We start from the raw sequence: 23278 nt of genomic DNA, 5'->3' as shown, positions 1-23278 counted from the left end.
TATTTGAAGGGGTGTGTGATTTCATGAACTTGAATCTGAAGAATAAAAACGTGCTGGTGACCGCCTCGAGTAAAGGCATTGGAAGAGCCATAGCCGAACAATTCGCGAGCGAAGACGCCAATGTCATGATTTGTTCCCGCAATGCGGATCTACTGAAAGAGACTGCCGAAGATTTACGTGGACGCTTTGACACGAATATTTATGATAAGGTTGCCGATTTGACCAGAAAAGAAGATATCATGGAATTAGTCCAGACAGCGGTTGAAGCCTTCGGAGGGCTCGATATCGTTATCACCAACGCCGGGGGTCCTCCGGGCGGGACCTTTGAGAATACGGACGATACGTTATGGGAACAGGCCTTCAATCAAAACCTGATGAGCGTGATCCGACTAATCCGCTGTTCGCTTTCTTTTCTGAAGCAGTCGAACAGCGCTCGCATCGTCAATATTGCCTCTACTTCGGTGAAACAGCCGATTGACGGCCTGATTCTTTCCAATACACTTCGGGCCGGAATTGCCGGATTGACCAAGACCTTGTCCAACGAGCTGGCTCCCTACGGCATCCTGATTAATACAGTGGCTCCCGGTCGAATTGCGACCGACCGGACGCTTTATCTGGATCTGCTCAAATCGGACGCTCTGCATACAAGTGTTGAAGAAATTCAAGCCCAGTCCAAAAAATCAATCCCGCTAGGTCGGTATGGCCAGCCCGATGAGCTTGCGAAAATGGTTGTTTTTCTCTGTTCAGAAGCGAACTCATACACCACCGGTCAAACAGTGATTGTTGACGGCGGTATGGTGAAATCAATCTGACCCCGTCAACCCCGCCGAATATGGAAAGGTCGTCTCGTAGGCAGAGCAATTTGCCTTTGGGACGGCTTTTTCTGTATGCTATGGACCGGAAATACATTTTTTTGCGGTTAAAATTTTAAAGTTCTAACCTCCATTACCAAAGCCAACTTTAAAAATTTAAGTTTATAAAGGAAAAAGTTAAAAATAAAACAAACTCATGTTCATGTATTTTCTTTTTTTATGCATATCATATAATTAACTTAAAGGAGTAAAACACTATGGACAACATCGATCTTCAGATCTTGCAAATGTTGAAAAGCAACAGCCGAATGACTAGTTCCGACATTAGTAAAATCATTCACTTATCGGTGCCCTCCATCGCTGAAAGAATCCGCAAACTAGAAAAAAAGGGGATTATTAATCAATTCACCGTCAAGCTGAATCGTAAGGCCATGGGGCAAAACTACGTGGTTTATATTTTTGTGCAACTACATAGTTCAGCCGAAACTCAATTATTTCGCAAAACTATTATTCAGTCGCCGCATGTATTAGAATGTCATCATACCTCGGGGGAATACGATTATCTACTGAAAGTGGCGCTTCCAGATTTATCCGAATTGGAGGATTTTATCACGAATACGCTAAAGACCAATCTTAAAGTTATGAGATCGAATACGTTTTTTATTTTATCCACGTTGAAAGAAGAATAGGAAAAAAGGAGTGGATTCTTATGTCGTGGAAATGGATGGTAAAAGGAATTCTACTGGGGCTTTCCATTGCCGCTCCTCTAGGTCCCGTTAGTATATTATGCGTCAAGAAAACAATGATCTCTGGATTCAAAACCGGACTGCTCAGCGGTTTGGGAGCAGCTACGGCAGACGCAGTTTATGGTAGTATCGCGGGGTTAGGATTATCCGCTTTGACCAATTTTCTAATCGAATACAAAACGGTACTGCAGGCTATAGCCGGACTTTTCATTTGCTTTCTGGGCATCAAGTCGCTGCTACATACGCCCACGACAGAAAGATCGGAACCACATTCCAGGGAATGCTCACTGAATTCCTACGCGGGGACCCTGCTCCTGACATTGTCCAATCCCATGACGATTGTTTTCTTCCTTGGCGTATTCGGCGCTTCCGGCATCCTTCTGTCGCATACCAGCTCCGATATACCTTTTTTGATCGTTGGTGTCTTTCTAGGTTCCGCCTTATGGTGGGTCTGTCTGACAGGGACCGCTTCGTTGTTCAGAATCAATATGACGGTGGAGAGATCGAAGCTTTCCTTGTTCAATAAACTGTCAGGAATGGTTATGCTGTATTTTGGCTTAATTGCTCTCATTCAATCTCTCGGTCTCCTGAATTCCCTTCCTTTTTCCCTTGGTTTTATTAATTATCTTGAATAGAGCAATAAACACTGTCCCTCGTAAAAGAATCGTATGTGTTATTCCACAGCAGAGAAGCAAGATACAGCATTGGTACTGAATAAGCTGAATCAACTGCCAGGCACAATGCCCATACGATCAAAGCAGTATGTATACGTCTTGAGATATCAGGAAGCTGGAATTACCCCCCAGGCTTTTTATAAAGCGCTTACATTACTTATTTTAAAGATTTCTTTTATTTGCATCCTGTCATTTATTAACCTAATTAGGGTCAATTACTGATTCCTTGCCCCAGAATACCCCTTGTTCCCTTTTCAATATTGATGCGGTGTTGCCTGATAAACCTTCTTAAATACCCTGGCAAAAGACTTCTCGTTCGGAAACCCGTGCTCCAGCGCAATTTGTGGGATGGAATGATCCGTATTCATAAGAACACGAAAAGATCTCTCAAGACGGATGGCATTGATATATTGAAATAGGGTCATACCTACATGCTTGACAAAAAAACGGGACAAATATTCGGGAGATAACCCAAAAATCTGGGCTATGGAGTCGAGGGATAAGCTTTGATCGTAATTCTCTTGGATATAATCGGTTATCAACGTCAGCCGTTCTAAGTATTTATTGGAGTTAAAGCTACGAATAGAAGGAATCAGAACGGTTACGGCCTCCCTTCCTTTTCCCTTAGCCACAGAAAAGGAATGAATAGCATTCGAATTGATAAGCACAATATCTCCCTCTTTGGAGCTGTAATTAGTGCCATCAATGTAAATATCATCTACTCCCACTGAAAGCACATAGGATATTTCTATGCTGTCGTGCCAATGCCCAGGTATATATACTGGTTCATTTGAGAAATGAACTATAATTTTTAACGGAAAATGATTGTCTGCCTGGACCAGCTCATATTTGTACTCCAAGTTTGTCGCTCCTCTCAGATGTAAATATAGTAAATGGAATAAAATAGATTCAGCGGAATACCAAAACCAATACTTTTAACCTTCCTCTCACTATAGACAAACAAAAAAACCTAAGTATAACAAAATGTTAAGATCCTTGGATCTTAACATTTTGTTCCTTAGGTTTCGCCTGCGTAACAGTAACAATCCCAATGCTATTCATTTAACTAAGCTAATGAGTGTATCCATAATCAGCCTTTTGTTTTACGCTATGTGGTAAAAAAACGTTTCTGAACTTACTTCTTATTTTATAACAAGTTTTGTTCCCTATTCAGAAAATTTCATTCGCTTATATTCGTCCATATTCGCCGAGATTGTGATTTTTTATGTGATTTTTTGAGATTCAAATAACTATGTTGCCACAATCAAATCGGTCATCAACAACTTTCTTACAATTGTATATTGAGATATAAAAGTAGCAATGATATTTATGAGTAATTAATATTCTCGAAAATAAGGAGTATCTCACCGGAGGTGTGTTCCTTGACGTCATTCCTTTCGAACGGCTCGTCTTCACCTGGGGTTACCCCGATGCTCCCATCGAGGACTCCCTTGTCGTGACCCTAACCCTCACCGCACAGGGTGATCGCATCGAGATGATCTTCCACCTACGGGGATTGCTTGTCACCCCGGCGATCAGTACGTGTACGACGGCTGGTCTCATACGCTCGACAATCTGTTGACGCACCTTCGTGACCAGAAGTAGTACACGACAGCAAGAGCCTTCACGGCCTCCCGCAAGTTATGATTCTGCTAACAGAATGAAAGAGCATAGTGATGGAACAGAACCATCGCTTTTTTCGTTCAACCTTGCTATTGAACAAACTGGGAACGTTAGTTCAATGAAACAGCGACAGTCTAGGGCTTTATTTTCCCATCCTAGCCTACCGCTGTTTCTTTTATTGTAGTTATCAAAACTTTAATTTCAACGAATATTTAAAAAATGGACTCATACCAGTTCCCCAGTCGAGCCCTTTACATCTACTCTAAATTAAACTGGTTCCGCATATAATACACTCCGGCAATCTTAATCATATCGGGCGAAAACTTTTCTACGGAGCATCCATTAAACTAAAGGGTCATTTGTGTTCTTCATTCATTCGGTTGTTTAGAACAAGTAAGAGTTTTTTAATCTCAATCAGTTCGCCTTCGATCCGATGAAGGTGGCTCTGCATATCGTCAATCTCTTGTTCGGCTTTGTAGTTGATCGCGAAGTCAATGATCGATTCATGCTTATCCCTTGCAGCTTGGCGGTTCTGACTCATCATAATGACCGGAGCCTGGAATGCTGCGATAAAGGACAAACACAAGTTCAACAAGATGAATGGAGGTTCATCGAAATGAAAGCGAGTAAACGGCAAGCTGTTCAAGAGTATCCAGATGGTCAGAAAGATAGCGAAATAAGTAATAAATCTCCAGCTACCGCCGAATGATGCAATCCGATCCGCAAGACGATCTTGCCAGCTTGTCGTTCTTTGGTACGCTTCATCTAAATGGGAAAGAATGCTATTTTCGTAACTATCGACTAGCCGATCAATACGACGAGTATTTTCCTGATTCAATTCAATATCAAAGCCTTGAATATGAGCAGTGCTTTTATTTTGCTGCTTTTTTTGAAAAAAATTCATTTTTGACATGTCGACTGCCTCCTTGTTTTAAGGCAGTCAGGCTCAATACTACCCCTGTAGGAGAGGAGTTACAACCATACTCAATACGGTATCTAGTTTTAACCCGACTGCCAATAGACTCACTGGTTCTGGATCCGGTTCAGACGAACTTCCACTACTCATAGAATGGTTCAACCCCTCTCCCATTATCATGTTATTGGCTCCATATTCTACTGATCACACGGGAACCATGTCACAATACCTACCACATTAAAATAAAAACGCCCCTCATCTCAACTGAAGGGGCGTCGTTCTACATGCAAGATAAAGCATGCAAATATCCGCTTCCCCCAAGTTGAGCTTTGGCACTATACGACGTAAAAGAACCAAAGTTCTTTAGCCACATTAAGAAGAGCCTTAATCCGGCAATTCCTGTTATACCCATTGGCATCTTTCGAGGTTTCCGGGCAGTGGCTTATGTTCGTATAGGAGCCTCACCTAACGAGGACATCAATATTTCCCTAGCAAGCATACTGCTGTCTAAATGTGCTGTCAATCCAAATATATTTACTATATTGCACCTGGTGACAGCGACGCTGCCACTCCCCCTTATAATGCAAAACAAAAAGTTGCTGTGGCGCAGGTGCGGCAAACAGGTAGTCTACAACTTCCACCATATCATCACTCAACGGCTGTACTACACATATTCCTATCTGGCTTAACGCTGCTGCAAATAGTTCATTATCCGACTTTAACACTTTATATCCTATGCTTCATGCTGATCACCTCAAATAGCTATTCGATGAATTGTGTATAAATTCCTTCAATGTAATAAATACCCATTACCAATTATGAACCGCACCCCAAATCTTAGACACATGATATAATCCTCTAAGAAGAAAGGGTGCGGATTTTACTTTATGGTCAAATACAGCGAAGAAATACGAATAAAAGTTGCTATAGATGTACTTGAAGGAGGGCTGTCTGAGAACGAAGCAGCACGTAAGTATGGAATGAACCATGTAACGGTTAATGAATGGGTAGCTGCATACTCCAAGCATGGAGCTGCGGGATTGATCAATAAGGGAACACACAGGACTTTTACTGGAGAACAAAAGCAGTACATATTAGAAGATATGCATGAGAACCATTTGAGTTATAAAGCTGCTGCGAAGAAGCATGATGTACAAGATAGATTCATTCGGAATGGGGAGCGCATTTATCGAAATGAAGGACCTGAAGGACTCTATATGGAGCGTCGAGGACGTACAGCTAATAAAGAGCCACAGAAAGAACTGGAGGCAAATGAAAGTGTTATAGACGAGCTAATTAAGGAAAACCAACGCCTTCGTATGGAGGTAACGTACCTAAAAAAATTGAATGCCTTAGTTCAGAAAAAAAACTCATTACAAACGACGACAAAGCTCATGTGATTTACGAGCTAAGGCATGATTTTAACGTCAAAGAGCTTGTCAACATTGCAGGCATTCCTCGAAGCACTTACTATGATCACGTGAAAAAGTGGAACAAGCCTGATAAGTATGCCGATGTGAAAACAGAAATGAGGCGTTTATTTAATGAAGAATTAAAATGTCGAGCAGGATACCGAACTATGACCAGGGAGATCCGCAAAGCGACTCTAATCAATCATAAGACAGTTCAGCGCTTGATGAAGGAATTAGGGCTTCATTTGTATGGTTCGTAGGAAGAAATACCGTTCATACAAAGGAGCCGAAGGGAAAATAGCTCCAAATGTCTTGAAGAGGGATTTTAATGCGAAGGCACCCAATAAGAAATGGGTTACGGATGTCACAGAATTCCACTTGTTTGGACAAAAGATATATCTGTCTCCGATAATGGATCTGTATAACCGAGAAATCATCAGTTACACCGTATTTAGAAGGCCTACCCTCTCCATGGTCACAGAGATGCTCGAAAAAGCCTTAGAAAAGCTACCAGAGCAACACAATCTCATTCTGCACTCTGATCAAGGGTGGCAATATCAACAGAAACTAGCCGAGACGATATGCAGCACCATTCTTTTCAACATTATCTAACGAAACCTTTTCAATGAGATGAAAAACCCTACATAGGCTTGGAAACGCACAAACAATCCCCATACAATCTAAGCCAAGCGCACTAAAACCCCATATGCCAATCCTGCACTTAAATACGACCATGTGAAGATGCCTCTGGCATACTTGCAACTTGGTTACTCATTTGTGCACTTATTACTAATACTAATAAAAGCTATTGAGTTAACTGACTACGTAATAGGCTCATACACTTAAAAATAAAGCTTTTATCAATTAGTATAGTTGATTTTCTCATGCTGTCTAACAGAATCCGGAAACCTTCTTCGTACTTGCCCTTGGATAAATAATAGACAGCCAATTCACTCAAAAAACCAACAAGCTGATTGTCAATATTTTGCTGGTCATTGGTTTGTTTTCCTCCTTGATCATGTATGTTTGAAATTTCCCACTCAAATTGATTGAGAATATCATCTACGTCTATGTTATAACGATTGGCTACAATCATAATATTCCATAAGCCCGGGAGAAGTTCATCTTTTTGCGTTGAAATGAGGTTAACATATAAAGGAAGTACTTCTATATCTCCAGCCATGAGCTTAGTCAGATACATATTGGCCTCGCCCCACTCCTGAAATAAGTTTTTCCAGCGCAGCGTCTCGTCATCAGTCTCTTTCACCCATTCCAAATCAGTAGATTCATTGGCTACTTGTAAGGCTAACGCATAGTTTTCTTGCTCATAATAAGCACCTCCAATAAGTAAATTACTGAAAGCTATATAAAAAAATAACGGTCGCAATGGCTTCTTATGTTGTTCCCTTTTCAGAGAATGCGCCATGGAGTATTGAGCTTTGGCTAAAGTCCTTAAATCCTCAGCAACTTCCATGACACGATCCCAACGACGCAATGATCGGTATACATTGGCTAAATCCACTAGCCCTTGTAGTTGGTCCATATCATCAAGGCGTTTGACAAAAGATTGGAATTGAAGCGCTGCTTGTAGATTCTGCTCCTGATCGTCTCCAACCTGAATCGTGAATATACGATATTGGCAGACTGCCAAACGTTCGGAGTGCTGGTACTTCTCCACTTCTGCCACATTCTCATAGAGAAGCAGTGCCGCATCATGTCGTCCCTGTACGAATAGGTTTTCCGCAATGTCAAATAGTTTGGGTGAATAAAGTAGATTGTCCATGATGGCCCCCACCGCTTTACGGATCGTATCCAGCTTGTCCAATTCCGCACAGCGATACAAAAACGGCTCGATTCTCCTCATATTCGGTGGTACGTCGATGATGTAGTTGTCTATAAACAAGTCATAAAAGTGGCCTTCCGGTAAACCCATGGTCTCAGTGATTAAGTCGAGTTGGTTAACAGACATAGTCTTATTCCCTGTCACAATAGCACTTACTATTCCCCTGTTCATGCCTGACATTTGCCCGAATTGCGCAAGGCTCAAACCCTCTTGTTTTAAGTATCTGTCTAATTCCGCTCGAATCGTAGGTGTATGCTTCATGTCATATCCACCCTTCACATAAAAATTCCAAAATTTTTATATTATTGCATTCTATTGTCGTCCATAATTTAACAGTTGTCAATAACTTTTGTAACTTTTTGTGAGGTATTCGCTTTTGGTGTGAAATTAATGTCGCACACTTTTAAAAAGTAGTTCTATAGTTTTATTTTTCAGATACCTTAAAAAGAAATAAACAATATATGTCTTTTTTATGTATCTTTATGCAGTAATCCAAAAAAATAGAATAGGAAGTGCTTTCAAGTGTTAAAGTTGAAGAAAACAGCAATTATTCTTACTGGTGTCTTGGCTCTTACCGCAGTAGCCCCATTAGCCCCATTAGCCGCATCCGCCGCTCCCACCCAGCAGAGTGCAGAACAAGCAAACAAAGAGGTTAAACAATTGAGCGTAGACACCGAAACCTTAAATGCTATCACGGATATTGAAAAGTTCATAAAGCTGGATGGGGATCATTATGTCCTTGATCCTGCTGCAAAAGAAGTGGTAAGCGAAAGGGTATTTAATAACTATTCTAAAGCTGTCGAATCTGTAAATGATCAGCTGAAAAATGGTATTCTGCAAACAAAAAATGGGGAACTTGTCGCAAATCCTAACCACGAAGAGATTGGCACGAATATGTATGGTAGTTGGCACTGGTGGGGATATGCATTGACACTCTCGGATTATGAGACAAAGACACAAATAAATGCTATTGAGAATACAAGAGACACCTCTGCATTTGTATTTTCAATTCTTGCGGCAATCCCCGGCTTGCAAGGAACAATCGTACCAGCGACGATACTTACTACTGGAGTTTCAGTGGTGCTAGATCGTTTGAAGGATCACGATAATGGAAGAGGTGTAACTATTAATTTTCACCCTGGATACTTTGAAGTTACAAGTAACTAAGGATCATAATATATGAATATATATTATATGTATTTGCTTGTCCTTTTTATTGCAATCATTGCTGGCAACATACTATTTAATATCTTTAAGAAAAGACGAGGAGAAGGTAGCAAAGCGCCTGATGTAGTAACAATTATAGGATTAGTGATCGGACTGGCGTTAGGGATCACTCCTGTTGTTCTCAGTGGTATGCAAGAGTGGACTTGGCACTTGACAGTCGTTTTTCTTGGTTCTGCTCTTGTTATTGGGCGCATCCTGTATGGCTGGAGAAAAGGCAGCGGTAATAAAACAAAAAAAGGATGAGGACTGTAAATTGACTTTCCCTACATCACATTACAATTGAATTGTTGTAAATTTCATAACACAGCATCCAAAGAAAGAGCCTTCCTTTAATGGAGGGCTTTTGTAATACATACCAATCAAATCTGAATCCCGAACAATCGACAAAACACCCTACCAGCCAGCTAGTAGGGTCATTACACGTTTTCAGGAGTTAGTATCAGACTTACTGGGTGAAGTGAAGAGGTACAATCCAATAGTTTTTTACAACATTAAATCCAACATGATTTAAGGATAATAACCAAGAGGATATAAAGCACCAAAATTGCCGCTGTAGAAGTCCACACACCGCAAACAGCTGGACCTGCACATCCACTCATAGTTTTTGCCCTCCTTTACTTTGTCGTCACCTTAATATATGTGTGAATGCACTTTGTGACCGGGCGTTCAGGTAAACAAAAAAAGTACCCCATTGACGCATGCCAGCGGGGTACTAGGATATTTTCCGATCGTTACTGATATCTTGTTTAATAAGGAAGATGGGATATGCATCTTGAAAACGCCATGTTTAATAGTTCCTGATTATAAACCCAATACTTACGGTTTTGGTCTAGCACCCAGTTAGCAAAGCCTAAAGCTTTGGTGTAACTACTATAATCGTAGGGATTAATTTTAAACTCAAGAATATCCAGCATAATCTGATTCTCTGCTTCCGATAATTCCAAGCCCAACTGGCTAAACTGTCTTTGACGAATTCTCCGAGCGGTAGCATCTTGAATAGCTCTATGCTGGTTGGACACTTGTCCATTATGTTGACGATAATACAATACGTTTATGGGGAGATTCGCCATTTGTACCTGAAAAACTAGTCGGTTCCACAGCTCGTAGTCTTCGGCATGAGGATAATTACTATCATATTGAACGCCAAGCTGATGGATCATGCTAGTGCGCATTATTATAGTAGGATGGCACATACAACAATGAAATAACAACCATGTTTTAATTTCGTCATGACTGGCCGGATTCACCTTCATTACTCCTCCACTAGAAGTAGTAAAAGCAGCACCGCATACATCAATTAACGAATTTTGATCCATAAATGATATTTGAACGCCCAGTCGATCTGGCGTAGAAATATCATCGCTATCCATACGAAGGATGTATTCGCCAGTTGCCTTGTTTAATCCTTCGTTTAAAGAAGCGACCAACCCTCGATTGGTATCATGGAAGATCTTTATCACTCTAGGGTCTGCTATTTGCGAAATAAGAAAGGCAGATCCATCTGTCGAGCCATCATCAATAATAATTAATTCAAAATCCGAGTAGGTCTGAACTAAAATACTGTGTATTGCTTCCAAAACAAAATCAGAATTGTTATAAACTGGTAGTATAACCGACGCTTTTGGCACAAAATTATCCTCCATTCTATATTTTAAAAGTAGAAATGAAATTAATAATTATAAAAACTACTTTTTGATTGCCATTCCTTCTACCTACTCTTGTTCTAAGTGTATGTATTTAAAATGCGTTTTGAAGCGGCTTCTCAGTAAAACGCTATGCCCTTTTGAGAATGAATTTGGAAGCTTCTGTCCTAGAAAAATGATAAATTTGATTTTGATTAGACCAACTAGCTACTAAAGCATTAGTAAGAAGAGCGGTGCAGGCTTCCCAAAAGCTCATTTTGGTGGTCTTTTCAACATCTTGCTGCACGCTGCACCCAGCTAATAAAACCGATGCCAGTAACGTCACTATCCATCTAAACATATGTATTCCTCCCCCTATAAAACAGAAAAATACCCCACCAGCGTATGCCAGCAGGGTATCACCGATGCTTTCGGATTGCACAACGGTGCTTCCGTATGTGTTGTTATCAGTATAATGGGTTTGGGCGAATTCGTAAATACTATATGAATCAATCTAAGGAGCATGTCGACCTACGCGAGGCTTCAGCCTAAACGGGACTACGCAGGTTGTAGTTAAATTACTATTGTGATAAACTGAATGTAATTTGATGACGGGAGTTGAACGGATACATGTAGAACTTTCTTGCTTCGAGATCACGAAAAGAACGGACTCAGCGATCGGCTGTGGTCGTTTTATTTCATCTCTGCAAGAAAGGTCTGCGTTTCGTTTGCGCTCCCTCTCCGGACAGTCATACGGCCCCTTGGAATGGGGCCGTATTTCCTCGTATGGATTAGAGCCGCAAGATAGCACCTTTCTTGCGGCTCTTTTTTATTTCCAAACGAAAGGATGATTGCCATGCCCGCCATTCAGGTAACCAATCTTACTTTTGCCTATCCAGGCAGCTATGACCCTATATTCGAAAATGTTCATTTTCAAATTGATACAGACTGGAAGCTGGGCTTTACGGGGCGAAACGGTCGGGGGAAAACGACGTTCTTAAACCTGCTGCAGGGGAAGTACGAATACAGCGGTACGATCTCCACACCAGTCGCCTTTGATTATTTTCCGTTTCCCGTCGAACACCCGGAGTATTTGACCTTAGACGTCGTCGAAGAGATCGTGCCAGGCTATGAGAGCTGGAAGTTGATGCGCGAACTGAACCTGCTTAAGGTTTCAGAAGACGTGTTGTATCGGCCATTCGAATCGCTGTCCCAAGGAGAACAGACGAAGGTATTGCTGGCCGTGCTATTCATCCAAGACAATCGATTTCTGCTCATCGACGAGCCAACCAATCATCTCGACTTGCACGCACGCAAGCTTGTCGCCGATTATTTGAATACGAAGCGCGGTTTTATTCTTGTTTCACACGACCGGGCTTTTCTCGACCGCTGCGTGGATCATATTCTATCGATCAACAAAACGAATATCGAAATCCAAAAAGGCAACTTCTCCAGCTGGTGGACGAACAAAACTCGCCAGGATACGTTCGAAATGGCACAAAACGAAAAGCTGTACAAAGACATACAGCGTTTATCTGCTTCTGCTAAACGTACTAGCGGCTGGTCTCTCGAGACCGAAAAATCGAAAAACGGCACACGAAACTCCGGCTCCAAGCTTGACAAGGGTTACGTCGGGCATAAGGCAGCAAAAATGATGAAACGCTCGAAATCCATCGAACAGAGGCAACACGCCGCTTTAGAGGAAAAATCGAAACTGCTCCGAAATATCGAACAGTCAGAAAGCCTTGCGATCTCTCAGCTCGTGTATCCCAAATCGGAACTGGCGATGCTGGATCACGTCACGATTTATTACGGGGAAAGACCGGCTTGCAAGAACGTTTGTCTGACGATCGAACCAGGAGATCGGATTGCAATTTCAGGTCCAAATGGTTCAGGTAAGTCTAGCTTGCTCCGCCTGCTCAACGCTGAGGCGCTACACTATACAGGTACGTTTCAGCGGGAGCCGCAGCTTCGCGTTTCCTATGTATCCCAGAATACTTCTCATCTGCGAGGAACGCTTTCCGATTATGCAGCAGAGCACAGAATTGATGAAAGCTTATTTAAGGCCGTGTTGCGTAAGCTAGATTTCGCCCGCATCCAGTTTGAGAAGGATATATCGGCGTTTAGTGGCGGGCAGAAGAAGAAGGTTCTGATCGCGAGAAGCCTATGTGAGGAGGCTCATCTGCATATTTGGGACGAACCGCTCAACTTTGTCGACGTGATTTCCCGGATGCAAATTGAGGAGCTGCTGCTTGAGTACACGCCGACCATTGTATTCGTGGAACATGATCGGGAATTTCATGACCGTGTCGCCACGAAAACAATTGTACTCGGTGGGGATTAGAATTTTACAAAGTGGCTTGGAGTAAGGCATGATTTTAACGGCAGAAAGCTTTGCACAACAACTTTTATGAAAAGGGAAGAGATTGAACTAAAGTGACACGATAGTTCAATAGAACATCGGCAGTCTAGGATTTTATTTTCTCGTCCATGGCTGCCGTTGTTTTTATTATTGAGGGAGTCTAATATTTATTCCGCCTTATATAAAAGTAAAAGCCCTCCATATTGGAACATGGGTTAGACGGTGACTATAAAACGTTCTTGACGCTGGCTTATACGGGGATCAGGATCGGGGAATTTACCTCTTTGCGTAATGTCAAACAAAGACAAGCACCCTGGTTATCCAGGAACCATAAAACAATATGAGCTTCGAATGAGAAGGCTACTGGAGCTGGCAGAGCTCAATACGGAACTAACTCCGCATTCTTTTAGACATACACATGTCTCTCTGTTGGCCGAACCCGGCACTGAATTGCATAAATAATGGATAGGCTTGGACATCTACACGTTACTAAGCATAGAAAGAAAGAAGCCTCCCGCAAGTTCGCAGAACTCATGAGAGGCTTCTAAAATCCATTCTTATGTTATCCAAATGTTACTCTTAACCATTTGGATAAAAACAAACCTTGATGTATAAGGCTTTATCAGCCTTATTACATCATGCCGCCCATGCCGCTTTTACATGTGCTATTGATGAATACATACGAATATAAAGGGTTTTTACTGTGTTATTTACGAACTGATAAGAACCGAAATTACTACGTTGCGTTAACATTCCGTTAACGTGTTAACAGATGCGACTTACTTTATTGCCAGCATCCTCATATCCACAGTGATAGCCAGTTTTGCAATAAATGGCCCCCTTTTCTATATACAAATTTTCAATTTCCTCGATGATGTCCACGCCTACATTGTGATCATCGTGCAAATTGTTCAGGATAACCGCAAGCCTTTTATGTAACAAGTCTTCGCTACGCTCACACGCCTCCATAATTACGGCTATTCTTCCTTCATCAAATCGTGTCATATGTTCACTCTCCCCGATGTCTTTACTGATAGCTAAATTTCCTGTATACTCTCTGCGACTTCTTTGCTGTGGGTCTGATTTGGCTATCCTGGCAGGGATGCCAACCCACAAAGTTCTTGTTCGCCTCTTAATATAGAGGCGTTTTTTATTTCCTCATTCCTCCAAAAGAACACTTGTTCCCATTTTAGGCTATAACGATCCTTCGCTCAATGGATAATAACCATCAAGCACCCCTTAGCGATTTTAGTTAATTTTAATTTTATGCATCTGATTATTGCGTAGCGAAAACTTCCTGCCTTTTCTCTTTACGAAAGCGGGTAAATTCAATATACTCAAGTATAAAATCCTTTTCCTTTTCGCTAAGCTGCTCGCACTGGTAGTTCAATGGCCCCATCACTCCAAAAAAATAAGCTGCCTTCTGCTCCTGAAGTACGCCCTCACCCGGCTTGACGCCTTTCATTAACCAATCCAGCGATACATTAAAAAAGTCCGAAATCTGGATTAAATGCTTCGTTCCTGGCGTTGTTTTTCCACTTCTCCAGTCCCCAAGATTGCCCACGCTGATTTTGAGTTTTTCACAAAACGCCTTCTTCGTCATTCCTCGATCCTTAATCAAGGCTTCAATTCGCTGACAAATCCTTTGGTCTCCCAGAATTATCTCCTCCGACGTCCTAAATTTTTCCCAGGATTTCAACCATACTTATTAGGCTGTCATTCCTAGTCGTTATTACGTAACAATGAGACTATAGTACCTTGCATTTGCGCAAGGGTAAAGAAAAATCGTTCGACAAGGAATGAATGAAAACTAAAAAAAACGTTATTTTTTGTCGAAAGTATTACTAAATAATGAATAATAATATTTCTTTTTGGGAATTTTAACCCTAAAAAGGGTGGGTAATTTGACAAAAGAGTTAAAAAATACAATAGAAGAATTACGGCGGAGAATGTACAATCTCATAAATGAACGTGGAATAAACGATCCAAAAGTCGTGTCAGCGAGTCACTTGCTTGATGCCGCGTTGAATGAGTATAACAAGAAAATGAAGGGCAAGGAAAAAAGGGGGGACGACCATGTACGAATCGTGCCACAGGAAGATGGGTACGTGGTCATGATAGACTACAAAGGCGTTATATCAGATGTAGGGTTCAGGCCTTCTTATGTTGAAGCTGAAAAATTTGCTTTTGCCGTGGCCCAGGTATCCAAACGTACCAGGGTAGATGTTTATTATCTGGAACAGAAGTTGGAGCAAGGGGAATAATCCTCTTGCTTTTTTGTGGATAAATATTCCTAGGTCTGATAGACTAATTATATAACAATATTACCAATAGATAGGGGTTATGTAATGACTGCAATTGCTGTGATTGCTTTGCTGGCTTTTTTTGTGTTTTTTGTTTTGTGGGCTATAGCTTTAATAAAAAAGAATGGCAAGGCTAAGAAAATGTTTCTCTTTGGGTTAGCTGCTTTCATAATATTTATTATTGGAATATCAGTCGCAGACACACAGAAATCAACCGAAGCTAATTCTAAACCAGTAGCTACTACGCCTGTTAAAGAGAAAGAAGCTACCAATGAATCAGCGCAAAAGGAACAGACTGATGATAAAAAGCCATTGATTGACACATCTCTTCCTTTTGATAAGTTTTCATCTACTCTCTTTGCAATGCCAGTTTCCAAGCAGGGAGAAACATTCGACAGTGTAAGAAATCAAGTTGTGAAATGGTCAGGTGTAGTCATTGAAGCTGGCTCAAGCAGTCTTTATGTTTACGGTAAACCAGCAGATTACAACGGCGAATCATGGTCAGATATTAGCGCTGAAAAGAAAAAACTCGGAGATGTTGTTATCGTAAAAGTTTCTGATCGTTCAGAACTGAACGGCCTGAACCAAGGGGATATTGTTTCATTCAGTGGTGAACTTGGTTCGCGTGGCGTTAAGGGTGAATCTAACTGGAAACTATATAACGGAAAAATTGAGGGTCGTACAGTAGCAGAGCCGCAAAATTCCGGAACCATTACCAAAGCTAAATATAACAAAATTAAAAATGGAATGACTTATGAGGAAGTTGCTAAAATTATCGGTGGTCCTGGCGAGGCTCTCTCAGAGGTTGGCGAAAAGGGAGACAAATACTATACTGTAATGTATTCGTATAAAGGCGAGGGCGGACTTGGTGCAAATGCCAATTTCACATTCCAAGGTAACAAACTACAAGCAAAAGCCCAATTTGGTCTTGAATAAAACCAGCCCCGGAGCAATCCGGGGTTTTTAATATTATATGCCCATAAAACAATACGTGTTATTTATACGTTGACACGTATTTAATATACGTGTATAATGATAAATGTAAGGAGGGTAGTCATTTGAAATCATACAGTTCGAGAGAATTAATCAAACTGTTAGAAGAGGACGGATGGTACATAATCGGAGTACATGGCAGTCACCATTACTTCAAGCATCCGACAAAAATCGGTAAGGTTACGGTTCCGCATCCTAAGAAAAGCTTTCCTCCGAAGACACAAGCAAGTATCCTAAAAACAGCGGGGATTAAGGGCTGAGCAGCCCTCCCCAAAGGAGGTTAATTATAGTGAGTAAAAAAGACGTTTATCGCTATTGGGCACTGCTCGATCATTCTGAGGATGGAATATCCGTTCGTTTTCCAGATCTACCCGGTTGCCTTACATTTGGAGATACCGCCGAAGAAGCGCATGCTGCAGCTCGGGAAGCGCTGGAGGGGTTTATGTATGTTTTAGAACAAGATAACGATCCTATTCCTGATCCTTCCCCGCTTGATGTTATTTTGGCACAACGGGAAGAAACAGAGGCTGCGTGTGACGTTCAGGTCTATATGCCTGTAGTTCGGGAAGCTATGGAAAGTAAGGCCGTTAAAAAGACACTGACAGTCCCTAAATGGCTCAATGATCAAGCTGAACAGCAACACCTTAATTTCTCTCAGGTTCTACAGGAAGGATTGAAGCGGAGTCTTGGTATTAATCCTTTGGAGAAAAGATAATGAAATATGTTCCACGTAAACCCAGCCTAAACAAGCGTATAGCAGCCCGTACCAGCCTCAAACGGCAGATTATACACCGCGCAGGCATTAAGATGCCACGGGGCTGGGGATGGCTGCGTGACCCACGCAAGGCGGCTTACAATAAGGTGTACAATCGCAGCACGTTTGACTTGTTTAAGCTGATCGGAAAATTGTTCAAGTAGGAGGGATAAACGATGAATGATGAATTTGATGCCCTGCTAAAATCCATATTGGATCGTCATTGCAAATACGGCCTAATGACCTTAGATCTAACCAACGATGACGACATAAGCATATTGAGAGGACATTTAGGAGCCGCACACGGTTTGGGTATGCAGCAGAGTGCGGAAATATTTGAGAGAGTTCAAATGGGTATAAAATAGCAAATAAGCTCTGCCGACCATAAGGTTAGCAGAGCTTTCCAGGTGTATTATAAACAGCGGTATCAAGACAAAAACAATCCCCGCCGACCAGTTAAGGTTAGCGGGGATTTGCTTTACTGACGTTTAAGCTCCTCCATGTTGTACTTGAGGTTGGATACTATGGTGGTTAAAGGCTTGATCCGGCACAGTAACAATTAATAAAAAGCTAGCCGCGACGATCACCAGTGCCATTTTTTTTAACATTGTTCATCCACACCTTTTCAATAAGATTTAAAAAATTTGCTTTGGTTTCAGGAGTCGCATGTTCTCGAAAATGTAAAAATAGCCCCATACAATTTATGAAATTAGTCTCATTATTTAGTGTATGATAACTTACCATTGAATACATCAAATGTTTAAAACCATCATCATAAGAATTTCGATGTAAATAATAATGAGCCAACTCGTAACCACACCATGCAAAATAATCTGGTACCACTTGTTGAGTATATATATCACTTGATGAGTGTTGTGATAATGATACAATGTCCGTTTCAAATCGTTTAATTATATCACTAACGTCGATATCATATCGGTTAGCCGTTATCATAATGTTCAGTAGTTGAATAATCCGATCTTCTTGAGTTGTATCCTTCGCTGCATCGATGTATTCAATATATTCTTGCAGCACCTTTATATCTCCGGATAAAAGCTTATTGACAATAATATTAGCTTTTGCCCAGTGCTTAAACAAACCAATCCAGTGTTGGGTATCTTCGTCTGTCTCTTTAACCCAATCTAAATTATCGTAGGCGTATGTATATTGTAGAGCTTGGTGGTAATCGCCTTGGGCTTCGTAGACACCTGCACACAGCAGGTCAGCATAGGAAATGTATACAAACAAAGGACGGCTTAGCTTATCAGTAGATTCAGGGCGTTCTCGGCCATTCTGTTGATGTTTCAGTGTATATTGGATTTCGGCTTTAGCTCTCATTTGCCTTGCCATTTCGTCTACCTTGTCCCATTTACGTAAAGACCTATACACGTTGGCCAAATCCTTCAATGCGTCAAGCTGGTCTATTTCATCTAGGCGTTCCACGAAGGGTTCAAATAGTGTTGCAGCCTTGAGATTAAGACCCTGATCGTCTCCAACTTGAATCGTGAATATACGATATTGACAGACTGCCAAACGTTCAGAATGTTGGTACTTCTCCACTTCTGCTACATTCTCATAGAGTATCAGTGCCGCTTCATGTCGTCCCTGTGCAAATAGATCTTCCGCAATGTCAAATAGTTTTGACGAATAGAGTAGATTGTCCATGATGACTCCCACCACTCGACGGATCGTATCCAACTTGTCCAACTCCGCACAGCGATACAAAAATGGCTCGATCCGCCTCATATTCGGTTGTAAGTCGATGATGAAGTTTTCTATAAACAAGTCGTAAAAATGACCTTCTGGTAAGCCCATAGCCTCAGTAATTTGGTCAAGCTGGTTAATGGACATAGGCTTATTTCCTGACACAATGGCACTTACCGCTCCCCTATTCATGCCTGCAATTTGCCCAAATCGTGCTAAGCTCAAACCCTCTTGTTTTAGGAATCTGTCTAATTCTGCTCGAATCGTAGGTGTATGTTCCATGCCATAGCCACCCCTCGCATAAAAATTCCAGTATTTTATATTCATTTACTATTTTTGTCCAGCAATCAACCAGTTGTCAATATCTTTTTTTGCGAATCATGTAGAAAAGCTCCGTTTGTCATGATTTATGCTTTGGCCACCGCTATAAACAAAAATACCCTACCAGCTAAATGCCAGTAGAGTCCTTACTTTAAATTCAAACTGATCAACTAAAAAAGCTATGCCGACCTATAAAGGAGATTAATTCACTTGCTGTCTTGAACAACTTGAACCCCCCACCCAATGGATAGGGGGTTCAAGTTGTATAGTTAGTTAAGTTAGAGGTTTCCAGGCTGTGAATCAGCTATTCCCCATGTTTCCCCATTAACTTTATAGTCGCTGCCTCTCCACTGAAGTTTATAGTCTCCAGAACGCATACCGTCTGGGAAGCCTTTATCAGTGCTTTTCCAGATAACTGTGTCGTGAGGAGCGATTACTAATCCTTCAATATATACTTTGTCTGAACCGCTGTGAGTTAAACTTACCTTTACTAGATGATCAGAGTGATTCTTCATACGAAGTTTAACATACCCAATCCTATTGGGACACTAAAGGCTTCTCTAACAGTTGCGCTTCCGCCCGATCTTTGATTAATTATGGTGTTTTTGCTAGTTATACTTGGTGAAGCTGAAGCAGCACCTACCGTAGTTGCTAAAGCTAAAGATAAAATCGAGAACAGAAATATTCTTTTCTTCATCATTTTCCCCTCCTATTTTTTTGATATGGTCTACCTTAAAGGGACTACCGACTACAATCTGGTAGGTCATTTAAGATCTACTCTAAATTCAAACTGATTGCGGAAAAAATAATATCCGTTAATCTTAATCGACTCTGGTGTAATCTTCTCCACTGCGCCACCATAGTCCACAATATCTATCAAATCCTCTCCCAATGGCTGAACTACATACACCCTTACCTGGCTCAATGCAGCTGCAAATAGTTCTATATCCGACTTTAACACTTTATATGTATGGTTCATGTTGATCACCTCAGGATAGATATTCGGTGAATTGTGTGGTAATACCTTCAACAAAAAAAACCGCCGACCAATTAAGGTTTAGCGTGGGATTGTTATTTATTACACGGCACCCAATACAGCTTTAAGTCGGTCGAGCGTATCGCGCGTACATCTATATTCGCCGTCATTCGTTTTTTCTATCTCCAGTTTTTCAAGTCCACCGTTGGCTTTAATAAATTCTTCCGTCTGGTCCGTCCCAGTGACGGGATTTATATATGACAATACCTCAATTTCTCCAGTCGGTACTGGAGCAAACCAATCAAACTCTCCATCATTGTGTGTTATGGCGCTCTCCACGATTGTCAGTGTTATCATAACCGCGCTCCTCTGCACTTTTATTGCAATGTAACACGCCGAATGTAGTCAAGCTGTAAGAAATGTTACTTAACTATAAATTCAACTTTCGTTCCATCCTTATACTCGTCCAATTTGTGACCTACCCATGAACCTGCACCACGATTATCTTTGGGTGATATGTACTTTATATCTGCACCCTCTCCACCTTCGGCACACAGGGCCATAGGCCACTCGTCTCGATCCTTGCCCTTGCGTGTCGGCACACCTTTAAGGGACAACTCACGGTTATGGTCAGCTCCATCACGGTCTATGGTGCATACTGGTGACTTTCCGGCTGCTATGGCCTCCTTGATGTGCTGCGCTGTCTCGGGATACTTTGATGACGGAAATTCCAGCTTAGCCATGTCTGCCGATACCTGTGTTACTGGAACGGCTACAGGGTCGCTCTTAGTGGTCTTTACAACATCTTGTTGTATGCTGCAGCCAGCTAATAGGATTGTAATTAGTACGGTGAATATCCATCTAAACATATGTATTCCTCCCCATAAACGTAAAAAATACCCCACCAGCTTAGCCAGTAGGGTGTCACCGATGCTTTCGGATTGCAATTTTTAAGATGATTTTTCTAAGTTGTCTTTTTTACTTTGAAGTCTATCATTTTCATCCACTAATCTGCCATATTCTGCATACAACTCGTCTAATCGTGTTCTCAGTTCCTCATTTTCAATTTCCAAGCAGTCATAACAGCTGCTAGGCGCATCGCAATAATCCAATCCACCATGTCTTTCCATTGGATAGAGGTTGTGATGTGGATCTACCCAAACTATGTAGAATACATTAGAAATAACAAAACCATGAACCCGCCCTCTTGCCTTCGAAACAGCAAACTGAAGGGTATCTTGTTCAATTTGCTTAAGCAACATCTCGTTAAGTGGATACTTAGCGCTTACTCTGTCCCACTCATGAGAATGAACTCTTAATGGTGGGCCATTATGGATTCTGAATTTTTCGAACTCCATTTGCGAAATGCTTTTCATGGAATCCATTAAGTCCACAAACCATTCAGGACCCACTTCACCACAGTTAAACAATGGATTACTGCGATCAAAAAACTGCCAAGAAAAAATGACGTTTCTTTCTTTAAAACCCTCAATATTACGTTGAGCTACTTTAGTTAATCTTTCTTCACCAGCGCGCGGAGTGGACTCAGAAGGTCTAGGAATACTCCCCAAAACAGGAGCTCTATTTCTTTTCTCTTTAGCCATTCTCAAGCTCGCCCCTGTAATATTCAATAATATCATCATCATCAAGGACATTATTAGATGGTTCGTAAGGTTTCAAGTTCTTACGCGCATTAAGCCATGGATCTTCTTGATGGGTCAAATACTCCAACTGATCACCATCCAAGTGACCATACGTTTGATGAATATGCTCTAAAAATTCTACCAATCGAGGATTGTTCGAAATTTCATCCGGCAATACATCTTCTTGCGGTATTTCGTTAAATCCATATTTCCTATACTCACGATAAAGCTCGGGGTTAACCGGTCCATGAATCCAAGCCTCAAATTCACCGTCAAATAGTTTATCTCCCTCATAAAAAACCATATACCAGGAGTATGCATAAAAACAAAGCTTCTGAAGTTTCTTAGGTGTCATTGGTTCTAAATTAAGAAAGGCTTTAGCTACATCGAAAACTGTTGTTTCTGTGAAAGTCGTACTAGTTGTACTCATAGTCTTCACCTGTTCTAAATAAATTATTTTAGCCATTTGGACATCACCGCCTTTTGCGTAGTACATTCTCAACTTTCCCAAACACAAGAACACGCAAACATCATAAGCACGGCTTTCAGGCTATTACTTAAACAGGTTGTATTTAATTTATATAAAATTAAACACAACTTTCGACATAGCCTACACTAATTCCTTCTTGAAATTTAGTTTTTTTAAAAAAACAGGGTAAATATTCCTTACAGTATGTATATCGCAATAATCTGTGCTTATACTTATATTATACAGAACAAATGTTCGTATTTCAAGCAAAAAAATATCCCCGCCAGCCGAAGCCAGCAGGGTATTTACTTACAGTTTATTCAGTAGTAGCAGGCGTTTGTGTAGCTTCTGTTGATACCGGAATAGGCTCAGGTTCAGACTGTACCTGAACAGGAACAATATTGGATACCTCCGCCGTAGCTTGAGCCAAGAAATCATTCAACTTTGCAGCAAGACCAGATACAGCTTCCTTAGCTGCTGCCTGTGTTACCTCTTCACTCGGCTGTGCTTCGGTAGCCAGCACTGTCTTTGTCTTAGCCTTATACTCCAGATATGCCTTCTCAATCGCGGATCTTAGCTCTACTTGGGATACTACGATACCTTGACTGGAAAGAGTAAGTGAAGCATACTGCAAAGCCTCCTGAAGCTTACGTTCTCCCCCAGCTTCTTTAAATGCTGTTTGTGCAAAGGCAAAGCCCTCTCCAGCAATCTTATGGATTACTTCCCTCTGTGCGGCTGTGGTACGTGTCTCTAGCCATGTATTTACTTTTACCTTAACATTGTTCAATCCAGCCAATACGATGGTTGTGAGTACACCTATAGCCGCTGTAGCGATGGTACTTACATATGGTTGTACAGTTTCTATAATTGTTTGCATG

At 41.3% G+C, this 23278-nt stretch carries 30 protein-coding genes, 4 pseudogenes and 1 riboswitch; of the genes and pseudogenes, 17 read left to right on the top strand and 17 right to left on the bottom strand.

The features are described 5' to 3' along the window. Window positions 1–23: 23 nt before the first annotated feature. The 3 genes from GCU48_RS17440 (at window position 24) to GCU48_RS17430 (ending at window position 2193) form a co-directional block, all read left to right on the top strand. Window positions 24–812: an SDR family oxidoreductase gene (locus tag GCU48_RS17440; RefSeq protein WP_152380889.1), complete on the top strand. Its 789-nt coding sequence runs from the start codon at window positions 24–26 to the stop codon at window positions 810–812. A 257-nt stretch (window positions 813–1069) separates the two neighbouring features. Then, window positions 1070–1501 carry an Lrp/AsnC family transcriptional regulator gene (locus tag GCU48_RS17435; protein WP_152380888.1) on the top strand — a complete coding sequence of 144 codons (432 nt, stop codon included), beginning with the start codon at window positions 1070–1072 and terminating at the stop codon, window positions 1499–1501. A 20-nt stretch (window positions 1502–1521) separates the two neighbouring features. Beyond that, entirely contained in the window at window positions 1522–2193 is a 672-nt protein-coding gene (locus tag GCU48_RS17430) for a LysE family translocator (protein WP_152380887.1), read from the top strand. Window positions 2194–2486: 293 nt separating this feature from the next. On the opposite strand, the gene GCU48_RS17425 is transcribed toward GCU48_RS17430, so the two are convergent. Next, a complete protein-coding gene (locus tag GCU48_RS17425; protein WP_152380886.1) occupies window positions 2487–3092 on the bottom strand; it encodes a helix-turn-helix transcriptional regulator in 606 nt (201 codons plus the stop codon). A 515-nt stretch (window positions 3093–3607) separates the two neighbouring features. Between GCU48_RS17425 and GCU48_RS29305 the strand changes: the two genes are divergently transcribed. Then, window positions 3608–3814, top strand: coding sequence for an SRPBCC family protein (locus GCU48_RS29305; RefSeq protein WP_370880994.1), 207 nt, complete (start codon window positions 3608–3610; stop codon window positions 3812–3814). Window positions 3815–4210: 396 nt separating this feature from the next. On the opposite strand, the gene GCU48_RS17415 is transcribed toward GCU48_RS29305, so the two are convergent. Together GCU48_RS17415 and GCU48_RS27025 are read right to left on the bottom strand one after the other, a co-directional pair. Beyond that, the gene (locus GCU48_RS17415) at window positions 4211–4768 is read right to left on the bottom strand and encodes a DUF1003 domain-containing protein (RefSeq protein ID WP_025717171.1); all 558 of its coding nucleotides are present in this window, start codon (window positions 4766–4768) and stop codon (window positions 4211–4213) included. Window positions 4769–5079: 311 nt separating this feature from the next. Next, a riboswitch (M-box (ykoK) riboswitch) is annotated at window positions 5080–5251 on the bottom strand. Between the two features lie 8 nt (window positions 5252–5259). Further along, entirely contained in the window at window positions 5260–5496 is a 237-nt protein-coding gene (locus GCU48_RS27025) for a hypothetical protein (RefSeq protein WP_167518720.1), read from the bottom strand. Window positions 5497–5658: 162 nt separating this feature from the next. Between GCU48_RS27025 and GCU48_RS29500 the strand changes: the two are divergent. The 4 pseudogenes from GCU48_RS29500 to GCU48_RS29290 form a co-directional block, all read left to right on the top strand. Continuing rightward, window positions 5659–5946, top strand: a pseudogene (locus tag GCU48_RS29500) (transposase); the annotation flags it as partial. A gap of 132 nt (window positions 5947–6078) precedes the next feature. Then, a pseudogene (locus GCU48_RS29300) lies at window positions 6079–6300 on the top strand (IS3 family transposase); the annotation flags it as partial. Next, window positions 6300–6365: pseudogene (locus GCU48_RS29295) on the top strand (hypothetical protein); the annotation flags it as partial. The pseudogenes GCU48_RS29300 and GCU48_RS29295, both read left to right, overlap by 1 nt. Before the next feature lie 15 nt (window positions 6366–6380). Further along, window positions 6381–6750 (top strand): annotated as a pseudogene (locus GCU48_RS29290) (DDE-type integrase/transposase/recombinase); the annotation flags it as partial. 238 nt (window positions 6751–6988) lie between these two features. Here GCU48_RS29290 and GCU48_RS17395 read toward each other — a convergent pair. Then, on the bottom strand, window positions 6989–8287 hold the full coding sequence (locus GCU48_RS17395; protein WP_152380882.1) for a helix-turn-helix transcriptional regulator: 1299 nt from the start codon (window positions 8285–8287) through the stop codon (window positions 6989–6991). Between the two features lie 261 nt (window positions 8288–8548). Between GCU48_RS17395 and GCU48_RS17390 the strand changes: the two genes are divergently transcribed. Together GCU48_RS17390 and GCU48_RS17385 are read left to right on the top strand one after the other, a co-directional pair. Beyond that, window positions 8549–9193, top strand: coding sequence for a hypothetical protein (locus GCU48_RS17390; protein WP_152380881.1), 645 nt, complete (start codon window positions 8549–8551; stop codon window positions 9191–9193). A 12-nt stretch (window positions 9194–9205) separates the two neighbouring features. After that, on the top strand, window positions 9206–9496 hold the full coding sequence (locus GCU48_RS17385) for a hypothetical protein (RefSeq protein ID WP_152380880.1): 291 nt from the start codon (window positions 9206–9208) through the stop codon (window positions 9494–9496). Between the two features lie 248 nt (window positions 9497–9744). Here GCU48_RS17385 and GCU48_RS28120 read toward each other — a convergent pair whose 3' ends face one another. The 3 genes from GCU48_RS28120 to GCU48_RS28115 all read right to left on the bottom strand — a co-directional run bounded on the left by GCU48_RS28120 (window position 9745) and on the right by GCU48_RS28115 (window position 11236). Beyond that, window positions 9745–9852: a YjcZ family sporulation protein gene (locus tag GCU48_RS28120; RefSeq protein ID WP_231503783.1), complete on the bottom strand. Its 108-nt coding sequence runs from the start codon at window positions 9850–9852 to the stop codon at window positions 9745–9747. A 147-nt stretch (window positions 9853–9999) separates the two neighbouring features. After that, on the bottom strand, window positions 10000–10881 hold the full coding sequence (locus GCU48_RS17380) for a glycosyltransferase family 2 protein (RefSeq protein ID WP_152380879.1): 882 nt from the start codon (window positions 10879–10881) through the stop codon (window positions 10000–10002). 145 nt (window positions 10882–11026) lie between these two features. Further along, a complete protein-coding gene (locus GCU48_RS28115) occupies window positions 11027–11236 on the bottom strand; it encodes a hypothetical protein (protein WP_025721674.1) in 210 nt (69 codons plus the stop codon). Between the two features lie 495 nt (window positions 11237–11731). Between GCU48_RS28115 and abc-f the strand changes: the two genes are divergently transcribed. Next, window positions 11732–13219 (top strand): ribosomal protection-like ABC-F family protein, encoded by a 1488-nt coding sequence (abc-f, locus tag GCU48_RS17370; protein WP_152380878.1) that lies wholly within the window; start codon window positions 11732–11734, stop codon window positions 13217–13219. Between the two features lie 783 nt (window positions 13220–14002). Here the strand turns inward: abc-f and GCU48_RS17360 are convergent. Together GCU48_RS17360 and GCU48_RS17355 are read right to left on the bottom strand one after the other, a co-directional pair. Beyond that, window positions 14003–14242, bottom strand: coding sequence for an oxidoreductase (locus GCU48_RS17360; RefSeq protein WP_152380877.1), 240 nt, complete (start codon window positions 14240–14242; stop codon window positions 14003–14005). 271 nt (window positions 14243–14513) lie between these two features. Beyond that, complete coding sequence (locus GCU48_RS17355) at window positions 14514–14894, bottom strand: helix-turn-helix domain-containing protein (RefSeq protein ID WP_152382193.1); 381 nt, start codon at window positions 14892–14894, stop codon at window positions 14514–14516. Between the two features lie 247 nt (window positions 14895–15141). Between GCU48_RS17355 and GCU48_RS17350 the strand changes: the two genes are divergently transcribed. From GCU48_RS17350 to GCU48_RS17325, 6 genes are all read left to right on the top strand, one after another. Then, on the top strand, window positions 15142–15501 hold the full coding sequence (locus GCU48_RS17350; RefSeq protein WP_208811855.1) for an aspartyl-phosphate phosphatase Spo0E family protein: 360 nt from the start codon (window positions 15142–15144) through the stop codon (window positions 15499–15501). Between the two features lie 84 nt (window positions 15502–15585). Further along, complete coding sequence (locus GCU48_RS28110) at window positions 15586–16476, top strand: DUF3862 domain-containing protein (protein ID WP_244315741.1); 891 nt, start codon at window positions 15586–15588, stop codon at window positions 16474–16476. Between the two features lie 122 nt (window positions 16477–16598). Then, entirely contained in the window at window positions 16599–16793 is a 195-nt protein-coding gene (locus GCU48_RS17340) for a type II toxin-antitoxin system HicA family toxin (protein ID WP_152380875.1), read from the top strand. A gap of 29 nt (window positions 16794–16822) precedes the next feature. Continuing rightward, entirely contained in the window at window positions 16823–17248 is a 426-nt protein-coding gene (locus tag GCU48_RS17335; RefSeq protein WP_152380874.1) for a type II toxin-antitoxin system HicB family antitoxin, read from the top strand. Then, complete coding sequence (locus tag GCU48_RS17330) at window positions 17248–17451, top strand: hypothetical protein (protein WP_152380873.1); 204 nt, start codon at window positions 17248–17250, stop codon at window positions 17449–17451. The genes GCU48_RS17335 and GCU48_RS17330 overlap by 1 nt, the downstream gene beginning before the upstream one ends. A 12-nt stretch (window positions 17452–17463) precedes the next feature. Beyond that, complete coding sequence (locus tag GCU48_RS17325) at window positions 17464–17652, top strand: hypothetical protein (protein ID WP_152380872.1); 189 nt, start codon at window positions 17464–17466, stop codon at window positions 17650–17652. Window positions 17653–17857: 205 nt separating this feature from the next. Here GCU48_RS17325 and GCU48_RS17320 read toward each other — a convergent pair whose 3' ends face one another. From GCU48_RS17320 to GCU48_RS17285, 8 genes are all read right to left on the bottom strand, one after another. Further along, the gene (locus GCU48_RS17320) at window positions 17858–19273 is read right to left on the bottom strand and encodes a helix-turn-helix transcriptional regulator (RefSeq protein WP_152380871.1); all 1416 of its coding nucleotides are present in this window, start codon (window positions 19271–19273) and stop codon (window positions 17858–17860) included. Window positions 19274–19823: 550 nt separating this feature from the next. Next, window positions 19824–20012, bottom strand: coding sequence for a hypothetical protein (locus GCU48_RS28105; RefSeq protein WP_244315739.1), 189 nt, complete (start codon window positions 20010–20012; stop codon window positions 19824–19826). Window positions 20013–20075: 63 nt separating this feature from the next. Next, on the bottom strand, window positions 20076–20291 hold the full coding sequence (locus GCU48_RS17310) for a hypothetical protein (protein WP_152380870.1): 216 nt from the start codon (window positions 20289–20291) through the stop codon (window positions 20076–20078). Between the two features lie 99 nt (window positions 20292–20390). After that, complete coding sequence (locus tag GCU48_RS17305; protein ID WP_152380869.1) at window positions 20391–20645, bottom strand: hypothetical protein; 255 nt, start codon at window positions 20643–20645, stop codon at window positions 20391–20393. A 65-nt stretch (window positions 20646–20710) separates the two neighbouring features. Beyond that, the gene (locus tag GCU48_RS17300) at window positions 20711–21157 is read right to left on the bottom strand and encodes a NucA/NucB deoxyribonuclease domain-containing protein (protein ID WP_152380868.1); all 447 of its coding nucleotides are present in this window, start codon (window positions 21155–21157) and stop codon (window positions 20711–20713) included. 81 nt (window positions 21158–21238) lie between these two features. Beyond that, a complete protein-coding gene (locus tag GCU48_RS17295) occupies window positions 21239–21892 on the bottom strand; it encodes a hypothetical protein (RefSeq protein ID WP_152380867.1) in 654 nt (217 codons plus the stop codon). Then, complete coding sequence (locus GCU48_RS17290) at window positions 21885–22427, bottom strand: Panacea domain-containing protein (protein ID WP_208811854.1); 543 nt, start codon at window positions 22425–22427, stop codon at window positions 21885–21887. Before GCU48_RS17290 ends, GCU48_RS17295 begins: the two co-directional genes overlap by 8 nt. A gap of 289 nt (window positions 22428–22716) precedes the next feature. Continuing rightward, window positions 22717–23277, bottom strand: coding sequence for a phage holin, LLH family (locus GCU48_RS17285; RefSeq protein ID WP_152380866.1), 561 nt, complete (start codon window positions 23275–23277; stop codon window positions 22717–22719). Window position 23278 lies beyond the last annotated feature (1 nt).

It is taken from the genome of Paenibacillus brasilensis (assembly GCF_009363115.1).
Classification (GTDB): domain Bacteria; phylum Bacillota; class Bacilli; order Paenibacillales; family Paenibacillaceae; genus Paenibacillus; species Paenibacillus brasilensis.
The sequence above is the reverse complement of the archived record's forward strand: the minus strand, read 5'-3'. Positions and strand labels throughout refer to the sequence as shown.

Coding starts and splice junctions, on each gene's coding strand:
- GCU48_RS28120 (WP_231503783.1), bottom strand. CDS start 9,852: ATGAGTGGATGTGCAGGTCCAGCTGTTTGCGGTGTGTGGACTTCTACA.
- GCU48_RS17385 (WP_152380880.1), top strand. CDS start 9,206: ATGAATATATATTATATGTATTTGCTTGTCCTTTTTATTGCAATCATT.
- GCU48_RS17415 (WP_025717171.1), bottom strand. CDS start 4,768: ATGTCAAAAATGAATTTTTTTCAAAAAAAGCAGCAAAATAAAAGCACT.
- GCU48_RS17430 (WP_152380887.1), top strand. CDS start 1,522: ATGTCGTGGAAATGGATGGTAAAAGGAATTCTACTGGGGCTTTCCATT.
- GCU48_RS17295 (WP_152380867.1), bottom strand. CDS start 21,892: ATGGCTAAAGAGAAAAGAAATAGAGCTCCTGTTTTGGGGAGTATTCCT.
- GCU48_RS17285 (WP_152380866.1), bottom strand. CDS start 23,277: ATGCAAACAATTATAGAAACTGTACAACCATATGTAAGTACCATCGCT.
- GCU48_RS17440 (WP_152380889.1), top strand. CDS start 24: ATGAACTTGAATCTGAAGAATAAAAACGTGCTGGTGACCGCCTCGAGT.
- GCU48_RS17290 (WP_208811854.1), bottom strand. CDS start 22,427: ATGTACTACGCAAAAGGCGGTGATGTCCAAATGGCTAAAATAATTTAT.
- GCU48_RS17395 (WP_152380882.1), bottom strand. CDS start 8,287: ATGAAGCATACACCTACGATTCGAGCGGAATTAGACAGATACTTAAAA.
- GCU48_RS17360 (WP_152380877.1), bottom strand. CDS start 14,242: ATGACACGATTTGATGAAGGAAGAATAGCCGTAATTATGGAGGCGTGT.
- GCU48_RS28105 (WP_244315739.1), bottom strand. CDS start 20,012: ATGATGAAGAAAAGAATATTTCTGTTCTCGATTTTATCTTTAGCTTTA.
- GCU48_RS28115 (WP_025721674.1), bottom strand. CDS start 11,236: ATGTTTAGATGGATAGTGACGTTACTGGCATCGGTTTTATTAGCTGGG.
- abc-f (WP_152380878.1), top strand. CDS start 11,732: ATGCCCGCCATTCAGGTAACCAATCTTACTTTTGCCTATCCAGGCAGC.
- GCU48_RS28110 (WP_244315741.1), top strand. CDS start 15,586: ATGACTGCAATTGCTGTGATTGCTTTGCTGGCTTTTTTTGTGTTTTTT.
- GCU48_RS17305 (WP_152380869.1), bottom strand. CDS start 20,645: ATGATAACACTGACAATCGTGGAGAGCGCCATAACACACAATGATGGA.
- GCU48_RS17330 (WP_152380873.1), top strand. CDS start 17,248: ATGAAATATGTTCCACGTAAACCCAGCCTAAACAAGCGTATAGCAGCC.
- GCU48_RS17435 (WP_152380888.1), top strand. CDS start 1,070: ATGGACAACATCGATCTTCAGATCTTGCAAATGTTGAAAAGCAACAGC.
- GCU48_RS17325 (WP_152380872.1), top strand. CDS start 17,464: ATGAATGATGAATTTGATGCCCTGCTAAAATCCATATTGGATCGTCAT.
- GCU48_RS17310 (WP_152380870.1), bottom strand. CDS start 20,291: ATGAACCATACATATAAAGTGTTAAAGTCGGATATAGAACTATTTGCA.
- GCU48_RS17320 (WP_152380871.1), bottom strand. CDS start 19,273: ATGGAACATACACCTACGATTCGAGCAGAATTAGACAGATTCCTAAAA.
- GCU48_RS17300 (WP_152380868.1), bottom strand. CDS start 21,157: ATGTTTAGATGGATATTCACCGTACTAATTACAATCCTATTAGCTGGC.